General features: G+C 57.7%; 11 protein-coding genes. 2 read left to right on the plus strand and 9 right to left on the minus strand.

From position 1 onward, the window contains the following. Nucleotides 1–59: 59 nt before the first annotated feature. A complete protein-coding gene (locus HMPREF2614_RS04695; protein WP_049180992.1) occupies nucleotides 60–1,241 on the minus strand; it encodes a phosphotransferase in 1,182 nt (393 codons plus the stop codon). 147 nt (nucleotides 1,242–1,388) lie between these two features. Beyond that, nucleotides 1,389–3,218 (minus strand): aspartate--tRNA ligase, encoded by a 1,830-nt coding sequence (gene aspS / locus HMPREF2614_RS04700; RefSeq protein WP_038628885.1) that lies wholly within the window; start codon nucleotides 3,216–3,218, stop codon nucleotides 1,389–1,391. Between the two features lie 283 nt (nucleotides 3,219–3,501). Between aspS and HMPREF2614_RS04705 the strand changes: the two genes are divergently transcribed. Next, nucleotides 3,502–4,389, plus strand: a complete 888-nt coding sequence (locus tag HMPREF2614_RS04705; RefSeq protein ID WP_038628883.1) for a KPN_02809 family neutral zinc metallopeptidase — start codon at nucleotides 3,502–3,504, stop codon at nucleotides 4,387–4,389. Between the two features lie 27 nt (nucleotides 4,390–4,416). On the opposite strand, the gene hisS is transcribed toward HMPREF2614_RS04705, so the two are convergent. Both hisS and HMPREF2614_RS04715 read right to left on the minus strand, forming a co-directional pair. Further along, nucleotides 4,417–5,700 carry a histidine--tRNA ligase gene (hisS, locus tag HMPREF2614_RS04710; protein ID WP_070560337.1) on the minus strand — a complete coding sequence of 428 codons (1,284 nt, stop codon included), beginning with the start codon at nucleotides 5,698–5,700 and terminating at the stop codon, nucleotides 4,417–4,419. A 43-nt stretch (nucleotides 5,701–5,743) separates the two neighbouring features. Continuing rightward, the gene (locus HMPREF2614_RS04715; protein ID WP_049180988.1) at nucleotides 5,744–6,415 is read right to left on the minus strand and encodes an MBL fold metallo-hydrolase; all 672 of its coding nucleotides are present in this window, start codon (nucleotides 6,413–6,415) and stop codon (nucleotides 5,744–5,746) included. Nucleotides 6,416–7,055: 640 nt separating this feature from the next. Here HMPREF2614_RS04715 and HMPREF2614_RS04720 point away from each other — a divergent pair. Further along, nucleotides 7,056–7,895, plus strand: coding sequence for a peptidylprolyl isomerase (locus HMPREF2614_RS04720; RefSeq protein ID WP_049180987.1), 840 nt, complete (start codon nucleotides 7,056–7,058; stop codon nucleotides 7,893–7,895). A 122-nt stretch (nucleotides 7,896–8,017) separates the two neighbouring features. Here the strand turns inward: HMPREF2614_RS04720 and HMPREF2614_RS04725 are convergent, their stop codons facing one another. The 5 genes from HMPREF2614_RS04725 to yajC form a co-directional block, all read right to left on the minus strand. Beyond that, a complete protein-coding gene (locus HMPREF2614_RS04725; RefSeq protein ID WP_038628875.1) occupies nucleotides 8,018–10,279 on the minus strand; it encodes a RelA/SpoT family protein in 2,262 nt (753 codons plus the stop codon). 7 nt (nucleotides 10,280–10,286) lie between these two features. Beyond that, on the minus strand, nucleotides 10,287–10,823 hold the full coding sequence (locus tag HMPREF2614_RS04730; protein WP_070432221.1) for an adenine phosphoribosyltransferase: 537 nt from the start codon (nucleotides 10,821–10,823) through the stop codon (nucleotides 10,287–10,289). A gap of 110 nt (nucleotides 10,824–10,933) precedes the next feature. Continuing rightward, nucleotides 10,934–12,151 carry a protein translocase subunit SecF gene (gene secF, locus HMPREF2614_RS04735; protein ID WP_038628873.1) on the minus strand — a complete coding sequence of 406 codons (1,218 nt, stop codon included), beginning with the start codon at nucleotides 12,149–12,151 and terminating at the stop codon, nucleotides 10,934–10,936. 6 nt (nucleotides 12,152–12,157) lie between these two features. Then, nucleotides 12,158–14,083: a protein translocase subunit SecD gene (gene secD / locus HMPREF2614_RS04740; RefSeq protein ID WP_038628872.1), complete on the minus strand. Its 1,926-nt coding sequence runs from the start codon at nucleotides 14,081–14,083 to the stop codon at nucleotides 12,158–12,160. A gap of 309 nt (nucleotides 14,084–14,392) precedes the next feature. Next, the gene (gene yajC / locus HMPREF2614_RS04745; protein WP_038628871.1) at nucleotides 14,393–14,857 is read right to left on the minus strand and encodes a preprotein translocase subunit YajC; all 465 of its coding nucleotides are present in this window, start codon (nucleotides 14,855–14,857) and stop codon (nucleotides 14,393–14,395) included. Between the last annotated feature and the right edge of the window lie 63 nt (nucleotides 14,858–14,920).

The following is a 14,920-nucleotide window of genomic DNA, read 5'->3' on the forward strand; positions in this document are numbered from 1 at the left end:
CATCGGCGGAGCCGTTTGCACCGCCTGTCGGCAGCTTATTCGGATCCGCCACGTATGCCCTAGCCTTCCTCTTGCTCTAAGAAATCAATTACAGCATGTGCGAACTTTTCCAGCTCGTCGGCACGATCGTCCTCACATCTATGGGCGAACTGCGCAATGGCGCGAGCTGTGTTAGCCATGTCGCGTCGCTCCAATGCTGAGCCACCAACTTCCGGCTTCAGGTCCGTACGTCCTTCATGCCCCACCCACAGCGCTTGCTTCGGAGAACCGAAGACGGAAACCGTTGCGGAGATGAAGAACCAACCGAGCAAAGCCGCAGCAATGAACGCCATCATACGGCGGTCGCTCGTGTCGCGATACCAATGGTCACGAATCTCTTCCATCCATGCACGGACAAATGCGTCGACCTCTGCCTCCGATGGGCGCTCCACGAAAACGTGCAGCGGGAAGCCTGCGACGACGCTGGCCACGTCGAAGATGACATCGCGGTAACCAGCCCACTCATAGTCGAGGAACTGGACCTTGTCCGCCAGCAGAATGTTGTCCGGGGCGAGGTCAAACGGAGTAAACGCCCTATGCGTGCCCTTCTCAATTCGACGAGCAGCATCCTCACCGAAAGAGCGCACAGCGTCGGGAACAGGAATACCGGAGCCTTCAATAGCTCGCATGCCAAAGCGAATCCCCGACACAATGCCGTGGTCACGCGCCTCGAGAGCCTCACGATCGACCTTGTTCTTCACCCACATACGACGACGCAGGGTCTCAAACCCCTCTTCGCGAGTATGCGTGTGAATATGCATCCGGCCCAGCGACGCGCCGAGACTGCGGAACGCGCGCAATCGACGCTCTTCATCGCCACGAAAGAGTACGTCCGCAAGAGTGTCCACGACACCGACGTCGCTGAGAACCAATAGCTGCTTTGAAACATCGTAAGCAAGAAGCTGAGGCCCCGGGCGAACGTCGTCAGGCAGCGTATTGATGAACTGGTACGCCACGACTTCCCGTAAAACGGCGGGATCGACACCTTCAGTCATCGTAGGAATTTGCTTTACGACGACCGTGCGCTCCTGCATAAAGGGATTTGTGGCGACCCGTACGCGGACAACAAGAGCGTTTGACTGGCCTGTAAGTACTTCTGGATCCGACAACACTGGAGTGCCGCCGAATCGTGCGGAAAGCAGTGTCTCTGCATCTTTAACTACACTGTCAACTTCTGCTGCAGCGTCGTCCGAGTACTCCATTGAATGCCCTTTCAATGAGCCAGTTTCAGTCAGGCGATACGGATGTCGCGTTGTGGCCCGTACCGCCTTAGTTAGGAGGAATCGACCCCGCTCGCGCTGTTCACGCTGGAGTGGCGGAGCACATTCCTCGCAATGTGATTTCTTTGTTTACTTGCTGTCGCCTGCGTCGGCTGCTGCCTTAGCGGCGTCTGCCTTCTGCTTTGGCTTCGGCTTGAAGTCGATACCGGTCTCCTTGCGCTGCTGAGCGGTAATCGGAGTCGGGGCGTCAGTCAACGGATCAACGCCGCCACCGGACTTCGGGAAGGCGATAACATCGCGAATGGAGTCAACGCCGGCCAGCAGGGAAACGATACGGTCCCAACCGAATGCGATACCACCGTGCGGCGGAGCGCCGTACTGGAAAGCGTCCAACAGGAAGCCGAACTGCTCCTGTGCCTCTTCCTCGCCGATGCCCATAACATCGAAGACGCGCTTCTGGACATCTGGGCGGTGAATACGAATGGAGCCGCCACCAATTTCGTTACCGTTGCAGACGATGTCGTAGGCGTAAGCCAGTGCGTTGCCCGGATCCTTGTCGAAGGTATCCATGTGCTCTGGCTTCGGCGAGGTGAAGGCGTGGTGCACAGCAGTCCACTGGGAGTGGCCCAGGGCAACGTCACCGGAAGCGGTAGCGTCGGCAGCCGGCTCGAACAACGGTGCGTCGACGACCCAGGTGAATGCCCAGTCGCCTTCCTTGATCAGGCCGAGCTTCTTGGCAATCTCTCCACGAGCAGCACCCAGCAGTGCACGGGAGCTCTTAGCATCACCTGCAGCGAAGAAGATGCAGTCACCCGGCTTTGCGCCGACGTGCACCGCGATGCCTTCACGCTCTGCGTCAGTAATGTTCTTGGCAACCGGGCCACCCAGAGTGCCGTCCTCCCCGACGAGGATGTAGGCCAGGCCCTTCGCGCCGCGCTGGCGGGCCCAATCCTGCCAAGCATCGAGTTGACGACGAGGCTGCGATGCGCCACCGTCCATAACAACTGCACCAACGTAGTCGTTCTGGAAGACACGGAAAGTGGTGTCCTTGAAGAACTCAGTGCACTCCACCAACGGAATGTCGAAGCGCAGGTCTGGTTTGTCAGAACCGTACTTCTCCATGGCCTCCTTGAAGGTCATGCGTGGAATCGGAGTCTGAACAGTGACACCGGCCTCGGCGAAGATAGCAACCAGAATCTCTTCTGCCAGCGCAATGACATCGTCCTGCTCGGCGAAGCTCATCTCAACGTCGAGCTGAGTGAACTCTGGCTGGCGGTCAGCGCGGAAGTCCTCATCGCGGTAGCAGCGGGCAATCTGGTAGTAGCGCTCCATACCAGCGACCATAAGCAGCTGCTTGAACAGCTGAGGGGACTGCGGCAGTGCATAGAAAGTGCCCGGCTTCAAACGAGCCGGCACTACGAAGTCACGAGCGCCTTCCGGCGTAGAGCGAGTCAACGTCGGAGTCTCGATTTCTGTAAAGTCGTGGCTGTCCAGCACCTTACGTGCTGCGCGGTTGACAGCCGCACGAAGACGCATAATTTTGGCCGGGCCTTCACGGCGTAGGTCTAGGTAGCGGTACTTCAGGCGAGCTTCTTCGCCCACAGTGCCAGAAGTTCCAACGTCCTCGAGCTGGAACGGCAATGCCGCCGACTCGTTGAGGATGGTCAGCTCCGTAACATTGACCTCAATTTCTCCCGATGCCAGGTTCGGGTTTTCGGAGCCCTCCGGGCGCTTCTCAACGACACCGGTGACCTGAATGCAGTACTCGCTGCGCAGGTGGTGTGCACGCTCAGCAACTTCACTGTTGCGGAACACAACCTGGGCGTAACCGGAGCGGTCACGCATGTCAATGAAGATCACACCACCGTGGTCACGGCGGCGTCCTACCCAACCGGTCAGGGTTACTGTGCTGCCGGCGAGGTCAGCGCGGAGGTCTCCGGCAAGATGCGTACGAAGCACTGCGAATTGGTCCTTCCAAAATTGGTGCTATAGGGATTAACGCTGTGGATAGCGGTTTCGTCCGTGTAGTCTACCTTGAAGCCATTAAGGTGAGAAGAAGACCCCGGTTATTTTGCCTATTACCGGTCATCGCCCCGGTCATCGCCTTGGGTCTACCTCGGGCTTCATGTACTCACTTAGACATAGATTTTTGTAGGCCTTGACGTTGACTTCCATACGGACACTTTGACGCAGCGCTATTCAATGGCCCGTTTTCCGAACCCTATGCAATAGTCTTACTCCTATGACCTTCCGGAATGACTTCCAAAAGAGCTCGGCTCGTGCCGAGCGACGCTCGGGTGGTGGCCGCGCTATTGCAGTAGGCGGTGGCGGCATCGGCGGCCTTGTCCTCATTGGCCTGTACTTACTTCTCGGCGGCGACCCGGGACAATTGGGACAGCTGACAGGTGCCCAGAACAACCAGTCCTCTCAGACTGCACAGCAAACCCCTGGTGAGGATCCCTGTAAAACCGGCGAAGATGCCAACAGCCGCATCGATTGCCGGATGGAATTCACCGGCATTTCGGTCGACCGAGTCTGGGAAGAACAGCTTCCCGCACAGGCCGGCATCGGGTACACGAACCCAGACCTAGTCCTCTTTGAAGGCTCCACTCAGTCGGGCTGCGGCGCAGCGTCCTCGTCCACCGGCCCGTTCTACTGCCCCGCCGATCAAACGGCCTACTTCGACACGGAGTTCTTTAGCACCCTGGAGCGCATGGGCGGAGGCAACGGCCCGCTCGCGCAGGAGTATGTCGTAGCCCACGAATTCGGTCACCATATCCAAAATTTGGAGGGTACGCTCGGCCGCAGTAACTACAACGAGCCTGGCCCCGATTCCGATGCCGTAAAGATTGAGCTGCAGGCAGACTGCTATGCGGGTATCTGGGCTCATTACGCGGACAAGGGGCCGGACGCAATCCTCGAACCGCTTTCCGACGAGCAAGTTGCCGATGCCCTCAAAACTACGAAGGCCATTGGCGATGACACCATCCAGCAGCATTCCGGCGGTGGTGTTCAACCGGACTCCTGGACCCATGGCTCAGCTGAGCAGCGTACGAAGGCATTCCTCACCGGCTACAAGTCAGGAAAGATGTCTCAGTGCGACACTCTCGAGCGCGGTGTCTACAGCTAGACTCCGCACTCAACAAATGCGCGTTTCCTAGATGCGCGACTGCAACTCCTGAACCAGCGCATCTAGGGCCACCGCGTGCTGCTCGTGGGACTCGAGGTCCTTCAGCTGAACCTCGCCCGCAGCCAATTCAGATTCGCCGAGAACCAACGCAAATCGGGCTCCAGCGCGATCGGCACCCTTCATTGCACCCTTCAGCCCGCGGCCACCGTAGGACATATCCGCGCGGATACCCGCTTGGCGCAACTTATTGATCTGCACCGCCATAGTGTGAGCGGCTTCTTCACCGAGCGCAACACCATACACATCGACGCGTCGACCGTCGCTAGCCTGCTTGCCCTCCGCTTCCAGCGCGAGCAGTGCACGATCCACACCCAAACCAAAGCCAATGCCCGACAGCTCTTGGCCGCCGAGCTGCGCCATCAGCCCGTCGTAGCGACCACCGCCACCGATACCCGACTGAGCACCAAGGCCGTCGTGAACAAACTCGAAGCAAGTCTTGGTGTAGTAGTCCAGTCCCCGCACCATTCGCGGGTTGATAACATACGGCACCTTCATGTCATCCAACAGTCCAGTCACAACTTCAAAGTGATTGCGAGCGCTGTCCGAAAGGTGGTCTAGCATCAGCGGCGCGTCAGTGAGCATTTCCTGCATTTCCGGACGCTTATCGTCGAGGACGCGCAGCGGGTTGATGTTTGCACGGTGGCGAGTTTCCTCGTCCAGCGGCAGGTCAAACAAGAATTCCTGCAGCTTAGCGCGGTATTCGGGGCGACAGGTGTTGTCACCGAGGCTTGTCAGCTCAAGCCGGAATCCTTCCAGGCCGATGCCGCGGAAACATGCGTCGGCAAGCGCGATGACCTCAGCGTCCAGCGCAGGATCATCGACGCCGATTGCCTCTACGCCAACCTGCTGCAACTGACGGTAACGGCCGGCCTGCGGGCGTTCATAGCGAAAGAACGGCCCCGCGTAGGAAAGCTTGACCGGCAACTGACCGCGGTCCAGATTGTGCTCAATGACCGCGCGCATCACGCCCGCGGTACCCTCCGGGCGCAGGGTGACCGAGCGGTCGCCGCGGTCGGCGAACGTGTACATCTCCTTGGTGACGACGTCCGTCGATTCACCTACGCCGCGTGCAAAAAGCCCGGTTTCCTCGAAAATTGGCAGCTCAATGTGCTCATAGCCCGCAAGTCGTGCGCGGTGCTGGAATGAGTTTCGTACCGCCTCGAATTCGCGGGAGACCGGCGGGACGTAATCCGGCACGCCCTTGGGCGCGGAGAATGGCTTCAACTTCTTTGGCTTCTGGCTAGAGTTCACTCCGCTAACTCTACCTGCCAACTCTCACGACGTGTCAGCCAGGCTAGGTGAGGTTTTGCAGGAAGGGGTTGGTCTCGCGCTCCTCGCCTATCGACGATGCGGAGCCATGGCCCGGAAGAATCATGAGGTCATCCGCCAGCGGGAGAACCTTATCCTTCAACGACTGCTGCATGTGCTCCGGACTACTGCCCGGTAAATCTACGCGACCGATAGCCCCCTTAAAGAGGACGTCCCCGCTGAAGATAATCTCATCTTCCCCATCGGAAGCGCGCAGCATTACGCACCCCGGTGAGTGACCCGGTGCGTGAATGACTTCGAAATTCAACCCTGCCCACTTTACTTCGTCGCCATCCTCGAAGAAATCGGCTTTCGTATAAGCCTGCATGGACTCGATGTCAAAGAGGTGTCCGAAAGAAGAACCGCCGAGTTTCGGATTGGCCAGCAACACATTGTCGCTTTCGTGAATGAAGACGGGGATATCCCAGAAGTCGGCAGCCTCCGCGACATCGCGAATGTGATCGATGTGGCCATGCGTCAACAGAATTGCCTCCGGCTTCCAATTTCGTTTCTCAACCTCAGTGCGCACAACCTCAAGTGCCCCCATGCCCGGGTCAATAATGACGCACGGGGTAGCCAAGTCGTCCATCTCCGGAGTGCCTGTTGCCACGTAGCAGTTGGTCTGAAAAGGGCCGGCTGCAAAACCAAAAATCTCCATAGCACACATTCTATCGAGTGTCTGCTTGGCTCGAGCTGGGTTCATTTATCACGCTGTTAAGTTCCCGCTAAAACGACGGCTGATAGGCGGCGAAACTCGTAGAACTGTTCTTGGCAATTGAAACTGACGATTGGAATCTTTATGCAGAATGTGTACTTAGCAACTATCACTATTTTCATCGTGACAACGGTGGGAACGGCCCTAGCAGGCTATCCGCTGCTGACCTCAATCCTTTTCATGTCAGCCGTGACAATCCTGGGCACGAGGAGTCTAACTCGACATCGTCGTAGTCGTGTTGTCGAAGGTACAAACAGAAGTAAGAGCTGCATCACGCCAGAGAAGGTGAAGAAGTACCGTCGCCAACACCCCGGTGTCGGCATCAAAGAGGCTGTCGAAGCTCTACGTGCTAAAGCGGAACGCCCTTTCCCATGGCGACTTGGCCTGTCATCTCGCAAATGAGAAGCGACTCCGGGCATAATGGTCGATTGTGTACGCGACGGTGACCGACTGAGCTTTCACCTCAAACTCGGTCACTATCTATGGGCAAAATCGTCCGCTGGTGTTCCGTCACCGGCAATAGATGACTAAGAGATACGGAGAGAGACTAGTGGCCAATAATGAGCAAAGGCGCAAAGATGCGATGCGGACGCTCGAGCGCGAACTTAAGCGCCGTGCGCGTGCCGAGAAGCTGAAGCCACTGGGCGTTGTCGTAACCACCTTGGCTATCCTGCTCTTTATCGGAGGCGGAATCTACCTGCTGACCACGGCTGGCGGCGCTGACGACAACGAGGCCGCTAATGAATCTACGACGCCAGTCGAGCCTGCAGCTCTCACAGCTACTCCCGTCAGCGGTGAAAAGGTTCCGATGAAGCGCTCTTCCCCGCTTCCGGAAACCGTGACCTGTGACTACCCGGATGATGGCGAGGCATCGAAGGACATCGATAAGCCAGCTACCGACAATGTTCCCGCCACTGGCACTGTAACCATCACTCTGAAGACTAACCAGGGCGACATTCCGATGGAGCTGGACCGCGCTATTTCACCTTGCGGTGTCAATGCGATTGAGCACATGGCCAAGTCCAACTACTTCGACGACACCGTGTGCCACCGTATCACCGGTGGTGGCCTGAACGTTCTCCAGTGTGGTGACCCGACTGGTACCGGTAGCGGCGGCCCGGGCTTCAAGTTCGCTGGCGAGTGGCCGGTCAAGGATTCCGGTCTGGATCAGAACACCCCGTTGGTGTACCCGAAGGGCTCTATCGCCATGGCAAACCCGAACGACCCGGATGCCAACGGCAGCCAGTTCTTCCTCAACTGGGCAGATTCTCAGCTGCCACCGCAGTACACCGTGCTTGGCTCCATGACTGACGAGGGCACCAAGACGGTTGCGGACATTGCGAAGAATGGTATCGAGGGTGGCGGTACCTCTGACGGTAAGCCAGCTAAGGAAGTCCGTATTGAGAAGGCGGAAGTCAAGTAGTTGACTCAACTAACTGATTGAGAAATTCATCAAAAACAGGGCCAAGGTGTTTCACCTTGGCCCTGTTTTAATACCGACGCGGCCTCAATCTTTATTCACATATCGATGCGCTGATAAACCGGCTACTGACCAGAAGTAATGCGGTAGACATCGAAGACTCCCTCGACACCGCGCAGAATGTTGAAGATATAGCCCATCTGCTTAGTGTCCGAAACCTCGAAGCTAAAACGCATTACGGCAACGCGGTCATCGGAGGTATGGGAGGACGTCGACAGGATTGAGACCTTCTGATCAGAGAAGACGCGAGTGATCTCCGAGAGCAGTCCGTGACGGTCAAGTGCTTCGATTTGCACCGTAACCATAAAGACCGCCCCGGAGGAATCTGTTGCCCAGGAGACCTCGATAATGCGCTCGGGCTCCTGGTGGAGTTTTTCCGCATTGGTGCAATCCGTGCGGTGCACGCTGACACCGCCACCGCGGGTGACGAAACCAAAGATGGCATCGCCAGGCACCGGTGTACAGCACTTGGCCAACTTGGCAGCCATATCCGCACTGCCCTCCACAAGCACGCCGGTGCTGTCGGCGCGACGCGGAGTATTGTGCACACTCATCTTCGAAATCGGAGTGCGCGAGACCAACTGCTCTTCTGCATCGTCTGTGCTCGAGAACTGCGCCATCAGACGGTGCGTCACATGCTGAGCCGATACCTGCCCCTTACCAATCGCGGTATAGAGTGCATCGACATCCGCATAGTGCAGCTCGGAGGCAATCTGCTTGATGGACGCCGGAGTGAACAGGCGGTGCATCGGCAGACCACCGCGCTGTACCTCTGCCGCCAGCGCATCGCGTCCGGCATCGAGTGCCTCCTCGCGTCGCTCCTTGGCAAACCACTGGCGAATCTTTGCCCGCGCACGGGGAGTTTTAACGAACTTCTCCCAGTCCTTGGACGGACCAGAATGGGCATCCTTGGACGTGAAAATCTCGACGCGGTCACCGGTTTTTAGCGGTGATTCCAACGCCACCAACTTGCCGTTGACCTTGGCACCAATACACCGGTGGCCAACCTCAGTATGGACCGCGTAGGCAAAGTCGACCGGCGTGGAGTCCGCGGGCAAAGTGATGACATCACCCTTCGGCGTGAACGCAAAAATTTCAGTGACTGAGAGATCATAGCGCAGCGAGTCCAGGAACTCGTTAGGATCTGCGGCCTCGCGCTGCCAATCCAGCAGCTGACGCATCCACGCCATCTGATCGACTTCGGCGGAATCTCCCTTATGAGAGCCTTTTGTTTCCTTGTAGCGCCAGTGTGCGGCAATGCCGTACTCAGCGTTGTAGTGCATCTCATGGGTGCGAATCTGCACTTCTAGCGGGGCCCCACCTGGACCAATGACCGTTGTGTGCAACGACTGGTAAACCCCGAAGCGCGGCGCGGAAATATAGTCCTTGAATCGCCCCGGCATGGGTTTGAACAGCGAGTGGACGGCGCCCATGGCGGCGTAGCAGTCCTTGGTCGTGTCCACCAGAACTCGAAGTCCGACCAGGTCAAAAATCTCGTCGAACTCGTGGCCGCGGACAATCATCTTCTGATAAATCGACCAGTAGTGCTTCGGCCTGCCCTGTACCTCAGCAGCAATGTGAGACTCCTTCAGATCCTTCTGAATCATCTCGGAGACTTCCTGGATGTACCGGTCCCGCTGCGGCGCTCGGTCTGCGACCAAACGCACAATCTCGTCGTACTTCTTCGGGTACAAAATGGCAAAGGAGAGATCTTCCAACTCCCACTTCACGCTGGCCATTCCCAAACGATGCGCCAGGGGTGCAATCACCTCGAGGGTCTCGCGGGCCTTCTTAGCCTGCTTTTCCGGCGGCAGGAAACGCATTGTGCGCATGTTATGCAGCCGGTCAGCCACCTTGATAACCAGCACGCGCGGGTCCTGGCTCATGGCGATAATCATCTTTCGCACGGTCTCTGCCTCGGCGGCGGAGCCCAACGCAACCTTGTCCAATTTGGTCACGCCGTCGACTAGGCGCGCGACCTCTGGGCCGAAGTCCCGTTCCAGGTCCTCCAGCGTGTAATCGGTGTCCTCGACCGTGTCATGCAGCAGCGCCGCCACCAGCGTGGTGGTATCCATACCAATCTCGGCGGCAATAGTGGCGACTGCAAGCGGGTGAGTGATGTATGGCTCGCCGGATTTCCGGTACACGCCGTCGTGAAGGCGCTCGGCGGTATCGTAGGCACGCTGAAGCACAGCTAAATCCGCGCGCGGATGCACCTGCCGATGCACCGCGACAAGGGGATCTAGCACCGGGCGGGTCTTCGTTCTGTTTCCGGTAAGGCTTCGCGCTAGGCGAGCACCATAACGGCGTGCGGGCCCTTCAGCCATGGCTCATTCACCCCTTATTAACCACGTACAGAGGCAGATCAGCAAGCTTCTCCCGAGCGCCCAGGCCTTCAACCTCCAGCACGGTGCACAGCCCGGTCACCTCGACACCAGCTGTCTCTAGCAGGGCGCGAGCTGCACACAGGGTGCCACCAGTTGCCAACACATCGTCGACAAGTACGGCCTTCTTGCCCTTCAGCTCAAACCCACGAGCCGGAATCTCAAGCGCGGCCGTACCGTATTCCAGTTCATAGGTCTCCGTCAGCACAGGTGGTGGGAGCTTGCCCTTCTTACGAATAGCGAGCACTCCCAGTCCGAGCTTGTATGCCACCGCAGAACCCAGCAGGAATCCACGCGCATCGAGGCTGCCGATAATATCGGCCCCGAACTCTTCCACCTTGGCGGAAATCTCGTCCACAAGCAGGGCGAACGTCGTGGCGTCGGCAAGCGCCGGCGTCAGGTCCTCGAACAGTACGCCCTCAACTGGAAAATCGGGCACAAACCGAATCTGATCAGCTAATGCCTCACGCGCGTGTGCATACGACACAGGTTTAAGCTCCTTTTCGGCAAAAAGAAAAAGTGCGGGTACCTGTCAACGATACCCGCACAATGCGCTTTTAAAGTAGTTTCACCCGAACCACTGGGAGGTGCTACCTCCTACTGCCCCGGACGCCAGGACAGCGGCTTGTCTTCATCGCCCTTAAGCTTCGGGGTCTTCACCGTTCGTTTCGGCGTCGACTGTTCCATTTCGCTTGCAGACGATTCCTTCGCGCCCAAGTCCTCCGCGACATCAGCAGTGGCGGAATCGGTGTCCGATCCGGCCCGCTCAGATGCCTTTGCGCGAGCAGACAGTACCGCCTCGTCATGCTTGCGGTATTCACGCTGACGCGACTTGAGCGTTACCAACAGCGGCGAAGCCAGGAAAATCGAGGAGAACGTGCCCTGAATAATGCCGATGAGCTGAACCAGCGCCAAATCCTTCAGCGTACCGACACCCAGCATGCCCACGGCGATAATCATCAGTGCCAGGATTGGCAGCAGCGTCGACACTGTGGTGTTTATAGAACGCATGATGGTTTGGTTGACAGCCAGATTCACCAGCTCGGCGTAACTTCTACGTGTCGATGAACGATATCCTGCCGTATTCTCGTCGACTTTGTCGAAGACCACGACGGTGTCGTACAGCGAGAACGACAGCACGGTCAGGAGACCGATAATGGTGGCCGGGGTGACATCAAGGCCGATCAGCGCGTAGATGCCCATAATCACGATTGCGTCCACGGCCAGGGCGAGGATGGCAGAAATGGCCATGTCACGCTCGAAGCGGATAGTGATGTAGGCGAATACCAAGCCCAAGAACACTACTGCAGCCAGCAGCATGCGGTTGGTAATCGACGAGCCCCACGATTCCGAAACGGTCGAGTCACCAATCGCATCCGGGGTCTGCTCCCCCTGTGCGTCGACGGGTTTGAATGCGTCGTTCAGTGCGACGCGAGCATCATTAATCTCGCCCTGGGTCAGCTTCTCTGAGGTGATTTCCAGAATGCGGCCTTCGCCAGAACCGATGATCTGCACCAACTCCGGCTTGACGCCGGTGGCGTCGGTGAAGACCTCCTCAGCCTGTTCAGTCGTCACTGACGCAGGCGGCATAGTCATCTTGGTGCCGCCCTCGAAATCGATACCGAAGCTGAACCCTCGAATCAGCATCGATGCTAACGCAACGACAATGACGGCAATCGCAATCTGGTACCAGCGCTTCCGCTTACCGACGATATTGATTCCACCCTCGCCGGTGTAGAGGCGGCGGAAGAATGAGTCCTCGTTAGCCGCGTCATTTTCACTAGTCAGCGCCGGATTCGTCTGAGTAGTATTCATGGATTCCTACTTCCCCTCATTCGCGCCGGAGTCAGCCGAACCGGTGTCGGCAACTGCACTGGCGGCTGCATTGGAGGTGACAGCCTTTTTACCGGTAGCTACGGACTTGTTCCTGTTAGCGACCTCCATGACTGAACCAAAGCCGTTCATGGATGGTTTGGACAGTGCCGGCCACTTGCGAGTAGCCAGAATGACCAGTGGCGCAGTCACCAGGAAGGCGGTCACAATATCGAATGCCGTGGAAAGACCAAGCGTGAATGCGAAACCACGCACATCGCCAACAGCCAGGATGTAGAGGACCACAGCCGCAATGATGGACACAAAGTTACCCGACAGGATCGTACGCCGTGCTCGTCGCCAAGCATGGGGTACCGCAGAGCGGAATGTCCTACCCGCACGAATCTCATCCTTAATGCGTTCGAAGAAGACGATAAAGGAGTCAGCTGTCACGCCGATGGAAATGATGATACCGGCGATACCAGCGAGATCGAGTGAGTAGCCAATCCAGCGACCGAGCAGCACAAGCACGCCGTAGACCATCGCACCAGCTGCTGCCAGTGAAACCAGCGAGATGGCTCCGAGGCCTCGGTAAAGAACGATTGCGTAGACGACAATCAGAGCAATACCGATAATGCCGGCAAGCAGACCGGCCTCCAGGGAGGCCGACCCCAGCATGGCTGGAATGGTCGTAGTGGTACCGCCCGGCTCGCCGTCCTCACCTGCGAAGGACAGTGGCAGTGCGCCGTAACGCAAGTTATTCGCCAGCGCCTGTGCCTCATCGATAGTGAAATCACCCGTGATTCGAGTAGCTGAACCGACCGGGGTTGCCTCCTGAATCACCGGGGCGGAAATGACCTTCGAGTCCAACACGATAGCGACCTGCCGCTGCAGGTAGTCATTGGTCAACTTGGTCCATGTGCGAGCGCCGGTGTCGTTCTTACCGGACTTGAAGCTAAAGGAGACCTGAATCTGACCAGACTGCTGATCGTAGCCACCGGTAATCGGCGCGTTAGTATCAATAGCGTCACCGGACAGACGCTGGCCCTTGGCCTCGTCGTTCTGCCCAATCAGCAGCGGAGCCTTGCCCAGGAAGATTGCCTTACCGCCTTCTGGCGCACAGGTCACCAGCGGCTTGGCCGGGTCATCGGCACCCTGTAGCGAATCAACTGCATCGCGGTTATCGCAGGTCATTAGCGCAGCGGCTGCAAACTGTGTCGTTGGATCTTCGGACTGGCGAGTCGCCAACAGCACGTCACGAACCTTCGTACGCAGCTCTGCCGCTTCAATCGAGTTCGCCGGCTTTGCCGGAGCCGTTGCGTCCAGCTTCGGGGCCTCGCCCAGCGACGTGGACAATTCCTCCGGGACCGGCTGGTCCGGGTTCTGTTCCTTGAAGGCATCAATTGCACGCTTCTGCGTTTCATTCATGTCCTTGTACAGGTCATCGACGCGCTTGGTGGCATCCTCCTTCGACAGGACACCGACTGACACCCAATCTTCAGCAGTCTTCTTAACTACCTCGCCAAAGGCAGCCTCATCAGGGCCCTGCGTGGGCTGCTCTACCGGACGGAAGAAGAGCTGCGAGGTCTGGCCGAGCGTACGCGCCTCCTGTGAGTCTTCACCCGGCACGGTAATGACCAGCGTGTCACCGTCGGTGACAACTTGAGCGCCACTGACGCCCATGCCGTTTACGCGGTTCTCCAGAATCTTGCGAGCCTGGTCCAGCTGATCGCGCGTCGGCTTTTCGCCCTGCGGTACCAGGGTTACTCGGGTACCACCCTGCAAGTCGATGCCCAACTTTGGCTTGGCTGATCCGCCGCCGGTGAAAAAGACGAGTGCGTACGTAAGAATGAGGAAGCCAACAAACAGTGCCAACAGCCACTGCGGCCAGTTCCTCTTGAATGTATTCGCACCGGATCTGGATTTGCTGTTCAAAGCAAAGTCTCCTGAATCGTGACGTTTAGGTACTTAAGCGCTTCGGGAAGAAACGCATGTCTATAACCACACCGCGAACTCGCGCGATACCAGGCAGGGGCATTGCGGGCGTCGCTAAGCAAAGCTATAAACACCAACCGCTCGAGAATAACCGATTTAGCGGCCTGCGCCGGTTTTGACTTGTACCTATTTAGTGAAAATCTTGCCCACGCTTGCCGACGGCGAAACCTGGGGCGCGCCCGTAGCCCCACGGCGCACGCTACAGCTTGGATGCATGCAAACCGGCAGGGCGTGGGCGTACGAAAACTGCTACTGCTTCTCGGTGGAAGTGGATCCGTCTGGATCCGAGGTATCCGGATTACTCGGGGTATTCGGGTTCTCGACCTGCTCATTGATGTCCGAAGCTTTATTGTCAGCCGGGCCGTGGCCGGTGATTTCTTGAACATCGCCGACGTGGTCATCTGGCGCATCGGAAACACGGCCACGTCGATCACGGTGAGCGTAGCTAGCTCCGGTACCGGTGGTGAGGTTGCGGGCAATGGCACCCTTTTCCCAACGGGTCACGATGCCGTCAGCGATGATTAGGTCGACGGTTGTTTCGGTCGCATCAACGACCACACCATGCATACCGGAACCGGTGATGACCTCCGCGCCCGGGGCCAACTTATCCTGCATGTCCCGGATGGTGCGCACCTGCTTGTTCTGCTTGATGATCTGCCAAATTGGCAGCGCCAGGAACAAGAAAATAAGTAGGAGGAGAATAGTTTGATTCATGTCTGCCGAGTTTAACGAATTGCCAGCTAGCAATTCCACACTGACCCGGGCGGGTCGATGAGA

The sequence above is a fragment of the Corynebacterium sp. HMSC074C11 genome (genome assembly GCF_001809455.1).
In the GTDB taxonomy this organism is placed as follows: Bacteria; Actinomycetota; Actinomycetes; order Mycobacteriales; family Mycobacteriaceae; genus Corynebacterium; species Corynebacterium amycolatum.